The following is a 14,033-nucleotide window of genomic DNA, read 5'->3' on the forward strand; positions in this document are numbered from 1 at the left end:
GTTTTTGTATCTTGGTGGTTTTCTATTGTAATAACTTACCTGCATATTGCTTTCAACAGTGATTCGCACATTTGCTCTTTGTCATTAGTTTTTATTTTTACTAATGACTAGCTTGAAACGTAAGCCTTAGCAGGTTTTAGTAGATTTTTTTCTACCAACAATTCGGCGATTTGTACTGCATTCAATGCTGCGCCTTTGCGGATTTGGTCGCCACACAACCATAATTCCAAGCCACACGGATGAGAAATATCCTGACGAATTCTTCCCACTAAAACTTCATCTCGACCAGTTGCTTCAATTGGCATCGGAAAATGATTAGTTTCCCAATCTTCTACCAATTTCACTCCAGGGGAGCAATTTAAAATTTCTCTGGCTTCCTCTGCACTAAAGGGAGTCTCAAATTCTAAATTAATGGCTTCTGAATGGGCGCGGAGTACGGGAACCCGTATACAGGTTGCAGTGATTCTGATTTGCTGCGTACCAAATATTTTTCGGGTTTCGTTGACCATTTTCATCTCTTCCTCACAGTAACCCAAATCGTTTAATGGTGAGTTATGGGGGAATAAATTAAATGCCAGTGGGTAAGGCAATACCTCAGCAACTGGCGGCTGTCCTTGTAGTATAGCGCTTGTTTGGGTTTTGACTTCTGCCATTGCTCGAGCACCAGCACCACTAGCAGATTGGTAGGTTGAGGCTACGATGCGTTGCACTGGTTTAACCTTATGCAATGGCCATACTGCCAAAGTCATTAAAATTGTTGTGCAGTTGGGGTTGGCAATAATACCTTGGTGATTAGCTGCTGCTAGTGGATTTACCTCTGGTACTACTAAGGGAACTTCCGGGTTCATCCGAAAGGCACTGGAGTTATCAATTACCACTGCGCCCTTTTCAACAGCAATTCCTGCCCAAGTTTTGGATATGGAACCACCTGCACTAGCCAGTACTATATCCACATTTTCAAAAGCGCGATCACGAACTTGCTCTACTAGTATATTTTCCCCTTTAAACCGCAGCGATCGCCCAACACTCCGCTCTGATGCCAATAACTTCAAGTCAGCAATCGGAAAATTACGGCTTTCTAATAATTCCAGCAACTCTGTGCCAACAGCACCAGTTGCTCCCAAAATAGCTAAACGATAGGATTTAGACAAACTCACTTCCTCCTTTAAGAGGTTTATTTGCAATTTCTTGGAACAATTGAAAATTTACTTATATTTAAATGGCGATCGCAATTAATCTTAAAATACATTTTGAATATATTTAGATTTTTCTCTAATTTAGTCGATCTCTATAGAGCTAATACATTTATTTTCTTGGCTATTTAATAAGTTAAGTAATGTTGCATTTTACAACAATGGCTATCCAATTTTTACATTTATTTAAACTATATATTATTATACAACAAACCGCCATTTAGTAGAAAAATGGAGATATCTGCACTTAGACGTTTAATAGGCATCCCACCAGTAATCCTAACAAATTTCTTGGTTGCAAAGTTGCTTACCAAGAGGATGAATATATTAAGATTGAAGTGCATAAAATCAGCACAGCATAAAACTGAGCTATGCAACTAGGTAATAGATACACTCTCGGACTACAACTTAATAATAGCTAGACTTAATACTATAACTTTAACTTGGGAGTACTAACCACTCACCCAGAACCAGGATATCACAGCATTAGTCTGCTAAATAATTAATTCCTAAGTTCAGAGTGACTGGAAACTGGGGAACTCGGGGCCCCCTCTGGGGATAAGGGGCAATGGGGACTGGAGAAGAGTTTTCCAATGTCCAATGCCCTGATTAACTAATTGTTATGAAGGTAAAATGTCAAGTCTTTGGTCATTGGCAGTAAACTGGATATTTGCCCCAGGACAAATATCCATCGTTGGATGTCATAAAGCCTTGTGGCAACATCCCACTACCCCTAAGAGACATCAAGCCATAAACGCAAACAATTATTTTATTGCGTCTTGTGTGTACTCCGAGTTTAAAATATCAGCAAACTAGAGACGAAGCATGAAAGTTACCCAGGAAAGACTCCCCGCCAGCCAAATTGGTCTGGAAATAGAGATTACGCCGGAAATTACCAAGCAAACTTACGAACAGGTGATTAAAAACTTAGCGAGTACTGCCAATATTCCTGGGTTTCGTAAAGGCAAAGTGCCTCGACCGATATTGCTACAACGGTTGGGTACAACTCGAATCAAGGTAGCAGCGCTGGAAGAACTAATTCAAGATGGCATTGAGCAAGCAGTCAAACAAGAAGCTATCCCGGCAATAGGTCAGCCACAATTGCGCTCCTCCTTTGAGGATTTGATTAAGAATTATGAACCTGGAAAACCCCTGACGATTTCGGCTGCTGTCGATGTAGAACCAGAAGTGAATCTAGTGCAGTACACTGATTTGCTTTTCCAAGCTGAAGAAGTCAAGTACGATCCAGAACAAGTGGACAGTAGCCTCGACAAGGAACGTGAAGAATTGGCGACATTGATTCCTGTGGAAGGACGTGCAGCCCAAATCGGCGATATTGCCGTAGTCGATTTTAAAGGTGTATTCTCCAAAGCGGAGGGCGAAGACGAAACAGCCGAACCAGAAGTGATTCCCGGAGCCGAAGCAACTGATTTTCAAGTTGAATTGCAGGAAGATAAGTTTATTCCAGGTTTTATTTCTGGAATAGTGGGGATGAATCCGGAAGAAACCAAAGAAATTGCGGCGCAGTTCCCAGATCCATACGCTAATGAAGATTTAGCTGGAAAAGCGGCAACTTTCACAGTAACGCTCAAAGAACTGAAGGAAAAAGAGCTACCAGAATTAAATGACGACTTAGCCCAGGAAATCAGTGATTTTGAAACCTTAGAGGAGTTACGTGCTTCCTTGGTAGAGCAATATCAAAAAGAGGCGGACGAGAAAACAGAAACAAATAAGCAGGAAGCCTTATTAAAGGAACTGCTCAAGCACGTAGAAGTTGACTTACCAGCAACGTTGATTGAGCAAGAAGTGGATGCAATGCTAACGCAAACAGCAATCCGCCTGTCTCAGCAGGGATTAGATGTGAAGAAGTTGTTTACTCAAGATATTATTGTTCAGTTGCGGGAGCGATCGCGCACTGAGGCAATTGAACGCATCAAACGCTCCTTGTCCTTGCGAGAAATCAGTAAACGCGAATCTATCGAGGTAACACCAGAAGAAATTGCATCCAGAGTCACAGAACTTTTGGAACAGTACCCGGAGGAACAAGAGGTTGATGAAGATAAACTGCGCTCAATCGTGCAAAACGAACTATTAACCGAAAAAATCATCGATTGGCTCTTAGAACACTCCTCAGTTGAACTTGTACCCGAAGGCTCCTTGAGTCCCACAGAGGAAACGGAAGCCGCAGAATTAGATGCTGATGCTGATGCACCTCAGACACAGGAAGAAAGCAGCGATTCCACAGAAGTCACAGAAGGATAATAAAAAATTCCACAGCCATGAGTTCACCAGTTCTGAGTTAAAGTACTGGTGAAATGGGTAAGGTAAGGGAGATGAGGGAGCAGGAGGAGATAGAAGGACCACTGCCTCCTAACTCTTGGCTCCTCAAAACTCAGCGATCAAGTCAGAATAATTAAAGAATTAATGAATTTTCGGCAAATAGTGACACCTGTTATCGCCTGAGCTTGATACTGTGTTACACGAGAAGAAATTATATGAGGCATAATGGTTAACACGTAGCTAATAAAAATTTCATTCGTCGAAAAGGCAGCACATGCTGCGGAAACATTTGTCCTAAATTATCGTCAAATTTGATTGTATGCTTGGATCGCAATCGGGAAATTACCCCATCAGCAACTTAAGTCGAATAAAGATTAACTCCCAGTTGAGCAGCCCTAGCAACATCGTGCCGATGGTGGTAGAACAATCTGGAATGGGAGAAAGGGCTTTCGACATCTACTCCCGCCTGCTGCGAGAGCGGATTATCTTTTTGGGAACGCCAATAGACGATGCTGTTGCCAACTCAATTGTGGCTCAGTTATTATTCCTAGACGCCGAAGACTCAGAAAAGGATATCCAACTGTATGTTAATTCTCCTGGTGGCTCGGTCTACGCAGGGATGGCAATCTATGATACAATACAACAAATTCGCCCTGATGTTGTTACCATCTGTTTTGGATTAGCCGCGAGCATGGGGGCGTTTTTGTTGACAGCAGGAGCTGCTGGGAAGCGAATGTCTCTGCCCGACTCCCGGATTATGATTCACCAACCACTTGGTGGCGCTCAAGGTCAAGCCATTGACATTGAAATTCAAGCCAGAGAAATTCTTTACGTTAAGGCTAAGTTGAATCAGTTAATGGCTCACCATACTGGTCAACCCTTAGAAAGACTTGAAGCAGATACGGAGCGCGACTTTTTTATGTCGGCAGAAGAAGCGAAAAACTACGGTTTGATTGATCAAGTCATTTCCAGGCAAAATCTTCCCGTAGCAGGGGAAAACGTCACCATTCTGAAATAAGAGGCTGGTATGTCTAAGTACGACTCCCATTTGAAGTGTTCATTTTGTGGCAAGTCTCAAGAGCAGGTGCGTAAATTAATCGCGGGGCCGGGAGTCTACATCTGCGATGAATGCGTTGACTTGTGTAATGAAATACTAGACGAAGAGTTACTAGATACAAATGGTGCGGCAGCACAACCAGCACCAAGAGCAGAACCACCTCAAAAACGGCGTACCCGATCTTCTAGTATTTCGTTTAATCAAATACCCAAGCCAAGAGAGATTAAAAAGTATCTAGACGAACACGTCATTGGTCAAGACGAAGCCAAGAAAGTGCTGTCAGTAGCCGTTTACAATCACTACAAGCGACTGGCGGTTATTCAGTCTAAAGCTAGTGGTAAACCTGGGGCGGATGATGCTGTAGAACTGCAAAAGTCCAACATTTTGTTAATCGGCCCGACTGGTTGCGGCAAAACTCTCTTAGCGCAAACCCTAGCGAAAATCCTGGATGTACCATTTGCCGTCGCCGATGCTACGACGCTGACGGAAGCGGGGTATGTGGGAGAAGATGTGGAAAATATCTTGCTGCGACTCTTGCAGGTGGCAGATTTGGATATAGAAGAAGCGCAGCGGGGAATTATCTACATTGATGAAATTGATAAAATCGCTCGCAAGAGCGAGAACCCGTCAATTACCCGCGATGTTTCTGGCGAAGGCGTACAGCAAGCCTTGCTGAAAATGTTAGAGGGAACGATCGCCAATGTACCACCCCAAGGAGGGCGCAAGCATCCATATCAAGACTGCATCCAGATTGATACAAGTAATATTTTGTTCGTCTGTGGTGGTGCTTTCGTAGGTTTGGAAAAGGTTGTAGATCAAAGAGTTGGCAAAAAAGCAATCGGCTTTGTGCAACCGGGAGAAGGCCAATCTAAGGAAAAACGGGCAGCAGATACTCTCCGCAATCTAGCACCGGATGATTTAGTAAAATTTGGCATGATTCCAGAATTTATTGGGCGCGTGCCAATGGTAGCAGTAGTAGATCCGCTAGATGAAGAAGCGCTAATGGCGATTCTCACCCAACCACGCAGCGCCTTAGTGAAGCAGTACCAAAAGCTGCTGAAGATGGATAATGTCCAGTTAGATTTTAAACCAGATGCTTTGCGAGCGATCGCTCAAGAAGCCTACCGCCGTAAAACTGGTGCAAGAGCGCTGCGGGGCATTGTCGAAGAATTGATGCTGGATGTAATGTACGAATTACCGTCGCGTAAGGATGTAACTCGCTGCACAGTCACACGGGAGATGGTCGAGAAGCGATCAACTGCCGAACTCATAATACATCCATCTTCACTACCGAAACCAGAATCAGCGTAAATCAATGCTGTTAGCTGATAAGCTATGGTTTAGCCCGTAAAGTTAGGAGTTAAGAGTGGAGAATGAGTAATTAACTCAAAACTCCGAATTCAAAATTAAAAACTTCTAACTCCTAACTCTTAACTCCTAACTCTCAAAAATGCCTTATATTAATATTCGTGGCGTTGAGCATTACTACGAATGGCTGAAAAAACCATCTGGTTCTTTGGTAAAACCAGTGATGATTTTCATGCACGGTTGGGCTGGTTCTGCTAGGTATTGGCAAAATACCGCCAATGTTTTATCAGAGCAATTTGATTGTTTACTCTACGATATGCGGGGATTTGGCCGTTCTGGTGGGAAGCCAACCATAGCTGAAGCAAGTGAAGCTGTTGCTGAGTCTGAGTCCCCTCAGGAAGAATCAGAGGCAATCAGAGAGTTAACCTATGAATTAGAGGAATACGCTGATGATTTGGCAGCTTTGTTAGATGGGTTGCATCTTCAGCGTGTTTATATTAATGCTCACTCAATGGGCGCGTCTGTTGCTACTTTATTTTTTAACCGCTACCCCCAACGAGTGGAACGAGGAATTTTAACCTGTAGCGGCGTTTTTGAGTACGACGAAAAATCCTTTAGTGCTTTTCATAAATTTGGTGGCTATGTAGTTAAATTCCGTCCCAAGTGGTTAAGCAAAATTCCATTTGTTGACCGGATGTTTATGGCCAGATTTCTGCATACTTCCATACCAAATTCTGAGCGTCAAGCTTTTTTGCAAGATTTTCTCGAAGCAGATTACGATGCGGCTTTAGGGACAATTTTTACTTCAGTTAGCAAGGCTCAATCTGAAGTAATGCCGCAAGAGTTTGCCAAGCTTACAGTGCCGACTCTGCTGATCGCGGGGGAGTATGACAAGATTATTCCAGCTGAGATGGGGCGTCAAGCAGCTGCATTGAGTGACAAAGTGGAATTTGTGATGATTCCTAACACAGCGCATTTCCCGATGTTGGAAGATGCGCCAACTTATTTGCAACGAGTACAAGAGTTTTTACAAATTAACACCCCAAAACCAGAAGTGGGATAAATGATAGGGGTTTTTTAAACAGTTAAGTGTACTTGTGTGATACGTTGACGCATTTTATACTGTCGCTTTAACCAAGACTTTTTAATTGTTTTACGGAGCAAGGGAGTAAATTGAATCAACAGCGAACGCAGCAGTGCATTTTTTCGCAATAGTTCACCTTGTTTAGCTTCTTCTAACTGGAGTTGCTGGGCGCGGATAATTTCTGGCTCACGTTCTGCTTGGATGTGCGATAGTGCCATATCAATATCCTGGTGTCCAGTTTTTTTGTGCAACAGTGGCACAAGATGATTAGCAGTGACAATCACATCACGCAATGCGAGATTAATTCCTTGAACGCGGACAGGAGACATTGGGTGTGCAGCGTCACCTAGAAGTAGTACCCCTGGTGCGTGCCATTGTGGACAATAACCAACCACAACAGAAAGCCGAATGGGGGATTCGATGGTTTCTGCATGATTACGGAAATGCTCTGCTAGCCATGAGGGTGATAGTGAGGCAAAAATCTCTGCCCAGTTAGCTTGCTTGAAGTCGGTGTTTTCGGTTGCGGACATTACCCAAGCCAGATGCAGTTTTCCTGACTCTGCTCCGTGAAAGATGGTAAATACGCGATCGCCATTTACAATAGTACGAAATACATTATCGGCTGCAAACTCAGGACTGGCAGCAAGTTTAAACCAGAGAATATCAATATTTTTGGGCTGGCGTACCAATTCCAATCCTATACGTTGTCGCACAAGAGAATTTCGACCATCTGCCCCAATCACTAAGTCAGTAGTTAGTTCTCTCCCATCGCTTAGTACTACACCTGCGACACGTTGATTACTCCAGCGTAAATCTTTGACTGGAATACCCTGAATAAATTCAAACCCATCATTGGTTTGAGCTTCAGAAATCAGTGCATTGAGTAACGGTGGTTGTAAAACCAGTGTACAGGGTCGGGTTGCTCCCATTGGTTCATCAACTCGAAACAACTGCTTATCCCCCAGAATGAATTCCCATGCGTCGAGTTGTCGATGGGGAATATGCTCCAACAACGCCGATAAACCCATTTGCTCTAGTGCATCTAAGCCACTAGGCATTAATCCTTCGCCGCGAAAAACACGATGAAAGTCTTTTGCTGCTTCAATTAACGTTACAGCAATACCACGTTTTACAAGGAGCAGGGCAAGTGTTACACCTGTTGGACCTGCGCCCACAATCACAATCTGCACCATCTCATCCCTCGTGTATTAGTTGCTCTCAAAGATGTTGGTCGAATTATCTTGAGATTAACCTAAACCCAGTTCTCGTTTTAGCAAGTTAATCGAGTTTGTCCCGATATAATTTTCAACCTTAATCAGCTTCGGTGGACGAATAATATCTTCATCAAATGCTTGCACGGCTGCTTGCACTGCCGCAAAACTGGCTTGATCACTTATAATTACCTCAGCCCGCTTAACCATTGCCTGAAGTTTATAGGCATCTTTTGGTTGCGAAGTCATCACCAGTAGTTCATCCCCACGTAGACCGTGCAGGATGACTTCTGCTGCTCGTGCAATCCCGGAACTGAGGCTAACTATGCCTACACAGTTTTGTTTTGGCAGGGTTTTCAATAAGTTGAGTTCTTTGGTGTAGTCGTAGATATCCAAAGGAATCACCCGTGCAGCTTTAGGAGCAGCGATCGCTTCCACATTACTGATAAAATACCGACTTGTGACTACTGTCGCAGAGGTAGTTTTATCTAACGCAACTGTTAATTCTTCCATTGCTACCAACTGGACTGGTATTTTCAAAGCTCGCTCTAATTCATACACCATCAACTCACCAGCACCCATGTCATAAGATGGAACGGCAACCAGTACCCGCGCACTACAACGCAAGCGCCAGTCAACTTCCGCTAAAAATAGCTCTCTAGCTTGATTGAGTGAACATCCTTGAGAGAGCAGCTCGTCAAGTGCTTGCTGGACAACTTGATATGCATCAGGATGTTGTTTAAGAATTGGTGATTGCAGCCTGCTACCGCCCTCATGACCTTGGGCACGAACATAAATTCCCGAACCAGCCATACTTTCAACAAATCCGTCTTCCTCCAGTTGACGGTAAACTTTGCTGATAGTGTTACGGTGTAACCCAGTTTGCATTGCCAGCGCCCGTGTACTTGGCAATTTGTAAGCAGGTGGATATTGCCGAGAAGCGATCGCAAACCGGATTTGATTAAACAGCTGGGTTGATGCGGGAATTTCGCTGTCTGACTGAATACGGAATTGAATCATCACCAAACCTCCTGAATACTAAGTGCTGTTAGCGATAGCGGGGCGTTTAGCCCGTGCTGAGTGCTGAGTGTTGCTTTCCTACTCAGGACTCAGCCCTTTTAACTCAGCACTCCTTTAGTGACCAGCTGCATTTGCTACATGTCAAATATTTTATTTACATATGAAGTTTTTCTAGGAGAAATTTCTAATGCGCTCCTTATTAGTAATTGATAATTTAATTACAAAAAACCTAGTCATACTGGCATAGTTATATCAAATAAACACATGGCTAATCACATAGCACTGGTAAAAATTATTATGACAGAGCAAGCAATAATTACCACAACGATTAATCTTTTGCAAGATAATATTCAAGTGGCTGCAAATCTTGCAGAGCCAAAAGAATCTGGATTTTACCCAGGAATTGTGGTCTTGCAGGAGATTTTTGGTGTCAACGTTCACATTCGGGATGTTACAGAACGGATTGCAAAACTTGGGTATGTAGCGATCGCACCTGCACTTTTCCAACGGACTGCTCCTGGCTTGGAAATCGGATACACACCCGAAGATATTGAAACGGGCAGAGGCTACGCCATGCAAACTCAAGCATCAGAGTTATTGAGCGATATTCAACTAGCAATTGACTACCTCAAAAGCCTGCCCCAAGTGAAAAAAGATGGCTTTGGCTGTATTGGCTTCTGCTTTGGGGGTCATGTCGCATATCTTGCAGCCACCTTACTAGATATTAAAGCTACAGCTTCCTTCTACGGTGCTGGAATTACCACCCGCACACCAGGGGGTGGCGCTCCCACTGTTACCCGCACCAGAGAAATTCCAGGTACTCTCTATGCCTTCTTTGGCACAGAAGATACTAGCATCCCACCCGAACAAGTAGATGAGATTGAAGCAGAGTTAGAAAAATATAAAATTCCTCATCGTCTGTTTCGCTACGATGGAGCTGATCACGGATTTTTCTGTGACCTTCGTGCCAGTTATAATCCTAAAGCTGCTGCTGATGCTTGGGAGCAAGTGAAACAACTCTTTAGTCAACTGAACTGAAGTCTATACAGCCAAGTTCGTTTTTTGTCATTTGTCATTGGTCATTAGTAAGAACCAAAGACACGCTAGAAGTCTGAGCGCTGGATAAAGGTGATGGCTTTGCCAACGCTAAGGACAAACAGAACTTTGAGGACAAATGACAATCTAAACTCCAGTGGAACCATCTCAAATAACAATTAATCTTCAAAAGTCATGAATTCCGAATCGAAACTTTCTCAAACAGCCAATTCGTCGTTTACGATGGACGATTTTGCCAAAGCACTAGAAAAACACGACTACCAGTTTCAAAAAGGACAGGTTGTACATGGCAAAGTGTTCCAACTTGACCATGATGGAGCTTATGTCGATATTGGTGGCAAGTCGTCAGCTTTTCTGCCGCGCGATGAGGCTTCTTTGAGAGCAGTGACCGATTTATCGGAGGTGCTGCCATTGCAAGAGGAAATGCAGTTTTTGATTATCCGAGATCAGGATGCAGAAGGTCAAGTCACCCTTTCTCGAAAGCAGTTGGAAATTCAGCACATCTGGGAACGACTGGCCGAAATGCAGGAAAATGCCCAGACTGTGCAAGTACGGGTTATGGGTGTAAATAAAGGTGGTGTCACCGTCGATATTCTCTCCTTGCGGGGATTTATTCCGCGATCGCACCTGGCAGAGCGTGATAATTTAGAAGCACTCAAAGGTCAAAATCTGACTGTGGGTTTTTTGGAAATTAATCGTAACACCAACAAACTTATCCTTTCCCAACGATTAGCAACTCGTTCTAGCAATTTCAGCTTGTTAGAACTAGGTCAACTGGTGGAAGGTAAAGTTACTGGCATCAAACCTTTTGGTGTATTTGTCGATTTAAACGGTATGGGTGCCTTGCTTCATATCAAGCAAGTAAGCCAAAAATTCATCGAATCTCTAGACAAGGTATTTCAAGTTGGGCAGCCAATTAAAGCTGTAATTATTGACTTGGATGAGGGTAAAGGGCGGGTTGCTCTTTCTACCAGAGTTTTAGAAAACTTCCCTGGCGAAGTGCTAGAGAATATGGATGAGGTGATGGCTTCGGCTGAGGCGCGTGCTAATAGGGCTAATAACAAAGCTTCTGAATAGTTTTGAAATGGGCTGCTTGCACAAAGCGTTTAAATCCCCATGTGAAACAATTTTGAATTGTTAATACTCCCCCTGCATCTACAAAGATGTGGGGGGATTTTAAATTGGGAAAACTTTTCCCAGACTTCTTTCTAGCCTCTGGCTGGAAATGCGGGTAAAACAAGAATTTCAGTCAGCTTTAGATGACTTTCGCTATGAGCCGCAGAATTTATTCTGAGGCGGACGTGTGGGCAATGCCAACATTCTACAATGATGCAAATACCCTGAGTTCACAATCTCACATTTGAACCCATCACCCGCCATAGGTTAGAAACCTACGGCTAATAGCCAAAGTCCTCTCAACAGGACTAAACAAGAACTTATCTCACTTCATGACTCGCTCACCCCGAAATTTTCAACCTGGATTTTGCTATCACATCAAAAACTAATTGCTATCAGCCCCCAGTGCCAGGTATCGGATCTCTAAAATGTTGATAAACTCGTAGAAAACAACCTTATTACAAAGTATTTATAAAAGTCTGAAGTGCTTATATGTTACACTTCACAAGTTTCAGCCCGACAAAAGAGAAACTACCCTCCACTGAGAAAGCTGAGTATAATAAAATCGGGATGTGTCCCTCTGGTGCTGAAGTGTTAAAAGCTACCTCACTCTCTTCTTTAATCCAGTTTCCTTTCACTCTCCATCCTACGCGATCACCAAATTCTTCCCAGGCTTCTTCATCATATTCACCATATTCACCGTCAGCCTTCTCACCAACGCTCAGATAAATTTTCTTCTGAATACTAAAGCCAAAGCGCCCATTGCTGTATTTTACCCAGAGTTGGTTAATGGTGCGTAAGTCAGTACAGGGAAAATTATTGATGGATTCAGTATTAAACTGGCCTTCCTCTTCCCTGCTAGATGCCTTGAGCATCACAGCTAAAGTTTCCTCATCCGCTTCTTTCCACTTGCCTGCTGCTAGTAAATCTCGCAATCGCGTGTAGTTTACTCCCTTCTCAGAACTGAGGTCGTCGGCTTGAATTACTGGCTGTAGCTTTGGTTTTCGCTCTGGCGGTTTTCCAGTAATACCCCAAATTAAGTTCTCCATAGCCTCAGTATCTGTCCGAAAGTCAACCCACGTATGACCCCTAAGAAAAATTGAGAGTTTAGGCTGCTGTGGTGTATTTCCAAGCAAAACGGGAATCACGGGGCAGTTTCTCTCTACAAATTCGTTTAAAAAAGCTCTCATCTCTTGACTTTGCCAAGGGCCAAGTCCACTACTACCGACAAAAACTGCTGCTGATTTAATATTTTCTATTTGTTCTTCTAGTAAAGACTGCCATGCTAAACCAGGACGAAGTGCCCACTTATCTAGCCAAGGTTTAATTCCTTGTCTTGTTAATTCATGAGCAATTTCTATAACTTCAGGCTTGTCTTTGCTATTGTGACAAAGGAAGACATCATACTGATCTTCGTCACTCATCTATAAGTCTCCTGACATCCACTTTTCTATACCAGCAATACTTGCCAAGGCATTATACTTACTGCTCTAAATCCTTCTTCAACGATTCTAACTCAACCCAATACTGCGTACGTTTTGCCTAAAAAATAACTCCAATGTAGGTTGGGTTGAGGAACGAAACCCAACATTTTCACGGCTTTGTTGGGTTTCACTCCGTTCAACCCAACCTACAAATCTTCTTAACGTAATTACTTAAGTTACTAGTTAATGCATCGAAAAAATGGATCAAGTCGAATTTAATAAGCAAAATGGCATTTGACTTACTCAAAATACCATTTGACTTACTCAAAAGCTGTGTTTGCTTTCTAATTTCGGTGTTTTCCGCAAGCAAAAGCTGTGTTTACTTTCTCAAACCCCAGTTTGCTTTCTCATTTCGGTATATTCCGCAAGCAAAATGAGCTTTTACTTTCTCAAACCCCAGTTTGCTTTCTCATTTTGGTGTATTCCGCAAGCAATCAAGCATAGTGCTATCTCAATATGCTTGATTGCTGACTCATTCCAGTAATTCACACACTCGTGACAACTATCCCTTTGAGATTACTTCTCTTTATCTTTATCTAATGCTTCCTCGATCGCACGACGGCAAAATTCTGGAGGATCATCCTTGCTGGATAGTTCTTCCTTCATAGTCTTGGTAATACGTAGGTTAATCCTTTCTGTTAATGATTCTTCTCTATTTGATTTAATTGGTTGTAAATTTTGTGGGTTCCCTTTAGGATTAGGCATTATTGAGAAATATAAACAAGGCTTGATTTACTTGGTGCCAAAACAATAGATTGTTTTTTGGTGGTTGCTACAACTTGCCGGAAGTACAACCACCAATATCCAATTTCAAAAATGGACACTACTATTTTATGTTCACGCGTTCTGAACTTGAAATCAAGACTATTAAAGAATTACGCGACTTGTGTCGTAGATACGGCATCAAACCAACCGGGAATGCAGGATACAAAACCTCGTACATCGTAACTCTGATGGCATTTCCATTTTTAGCGCTGCAACAAATGAAGCAAGGTAAAGGGTTAAAATTCCCTAACTTTAACGCTATCCAGATAATCAGTTCTGCTATTGAAGAGATGAATTCACCCACAGATGAGCAAGCAGCACTAATTCGGATAACTTTAGAGGGTAGGAAAATGAGCTATCCTGACCGCTACGACCAGGAGAACCTGCTGAACTTGCACAAGGCTAAGATGTCGCTTGAACAAGCTATTGACTTGTTGAGCCAGTAAAACTAATCCCATT

Annotated in this window: 12 protein-coding genes; 7 read left to right on the forward strand and 5 right to left on the reverse strand. The window is 42.9% G+C overall.

The window, feature by feature from the left end:
• Positions 1-107: 107 nt before the first annotated feature.
• Positions 108-1,151, reverse strand: coding sequence for an aspartate-semialdehyde dehydrogenase (locus Q0541_RS15110; protein ID WP_298911520.1), 1,044 nt, complete (start codon positions 1,149-1,151; stop codon positions 108-110).
• Between the two features lie 867 nt (positions 1,152-2,018).
• On the opposite strand from Q0541_RS15110, the gene tig reads away from it, so the two are divergent.
• The 4 genes from tig (at position 2,019) to Q0541_RS15130 (ending at position 6,901) form a co-directional block, all read left to right on the forward strand.
• The gene (gene tig, locus Q0541_RS15115) at positions 2,019-3,455 is read left to right on the forward strand and encodes a trigger factor (RefSeq protein WP_298911521.1); all 1,437 of its coding nucleotides are present in this window, start codon (positions 2,019-2,021) and stop codon (positions 3,453-3,455) included.
• Between the two features lie 337 nt (positions 3,456-3,792).
• Positions 3,793-4,491 (forward strand): ATP-dependent Clp endopeptidase proteolytic subunit ClpP, encoded by a 699-nt coding sequence (gene clpP / locus Q0541_RS15120; RefSeq protein ID WP_298911522.1) that lies wholly within the window; start codon positions 3,793-3,795, stop codon positions 4,489-4,491.
• A gap of 9 nt (positions 4,492-4,500) precedes the next feature.
• On the forward strand, positions 4,501-5,841 hold the full coding sequence (clpX, locus tag Q0541_RS15125; protein WP_298911523.1) for an ATP-dependent protease ATP-binding subunit ClpX: 1,341 nt from the start codon (positions 4,501-4,503) through the stop codon (positions 5,839-5,841).
• A 139-nt stretch (positions 5,842-5,980) separates the two neighbouring features.
• A complete protein-coding gene (locus Q0541_RS15130) occupies positions 5,981-6,901 on the forward strand; it encodes an alpha/beta hydrolase (protein WP_298911524.1) in 921 nt (306 codons plus the stop codon).
• Positions 6,902-6,915: 14 nt separating this feature from the next.
• Here Q0541_RS15130 and Q0541_RS15135 read toward each other — a convergent pair whose 3' ends face one another.
• Positions 6,916-8,115 (reverse strand): FAD-dependent monooxygenase, encoded by a 1,200-nt coding sequence (locus Q0541_RS15135; protein ID WP_298911525.1) that lies wholly within the window; start codon positions 8,113-8,115, stop codon positions 6,916-6,918.
• 54 nt (positions 8,116-8,169) lie between these two features.
• Complete coding sequence (locus Q0541_RS15140; RefSeq protein ID WP_273767245.1) at positions 8,170-9,153, reverse strand: GntR family transcriptional regulator; 984 nt, start codon at positions 9,151-9,153, stop codon at positions 8,170-8,172.
• Positions 9,154-9,450: 297 nt separating this feature from the next.
• On the opposite strand from Q0541_RS15140, the gene Q0541_RS15145 reads away from it, so the two are divergent.
• Both Q0541_RS15145 and Q0541_RS15150 read left to right on the forward strand, forming a co-directional pair.
• On the forward strand, positions 9,451-10,191 hold the full coding sequence (locus Q0541_RS15145; RefSeq protein WP_298911575.1) for a dienelactone hydrolase family protein: 741 nt from the start codon (positions 9,451-9,453) through the stop codon (positions 10,189-10,191).
• A gap of 192 nt (positions 10,192-10,383) precedes the next feature.
• Positions 10,384-11,286, forward strand: a complete 903-nt coding sequence (locus Q0541_RS15150) for a S1 RNA-binding domain-containing protein (protein ID WP_273767242.1) — start codon at positions 10,384-10,386, stop codon at positions 11,284-11,286.
• 527 nt (positions 11,287-11,813) lie between these two features.
• On the opposite strand, the gene Q0541_RS15155 is transcribed toward Q0541_RS15150, so the two are convergent.
• Together Q0541_RS15155 and Q0541_RS15160 are read right to left on the reverse strand one after the other, a co-directional pair.
• Entirely contained in the window at positions 11,814-12,749 is a 936-nt protein-coding gene (locus Q0541_RS15155; protein ID WP_298911526.1) for a GUN4 domain-containing protein, read from the reverse strand.
• Between the two features lie 576 nt (positions 12,750-13,325).
• On the reverse strand, positions 13,326-13,514 hold the full coding sequence (locus Q0541_RS15160) for a hypothetical protein (RefSeq protein ID WP_298911527.1): 189 nt from the start codon (positions 13,512-13,514) through the stop codon (positions 13,326-13,328).
• Between the two features lie 128 nt (positions 13,515-13,642).
• Between Q0541_RS15160 and Q0541_RS15165 the strand changes: the two genes are divergently transcribed.
• The gene (locus Q0541_RS15165) at positions 13,643-14,020 is read left to right on the forward strand and encodes a hypothetical protein (RefSeq protein WP_292761512.1); all 378 of its coding nucleotides are present in this window, start codon (positions 13,643-13,645) and stop codon (positions 14,018-14,020) included.
• The last annotated feature ends 13 nt before the right edge of the window (positions 14,021-14,033 follow it).

This window comes from uncultured Nostoc sp., assembly GCF_937863485.1.
Lineage (GTDB): Bacteria > Cyanobacteriota > Cyanobacteriia > Cyanobacteriales > Nostocaceae > Nostoc.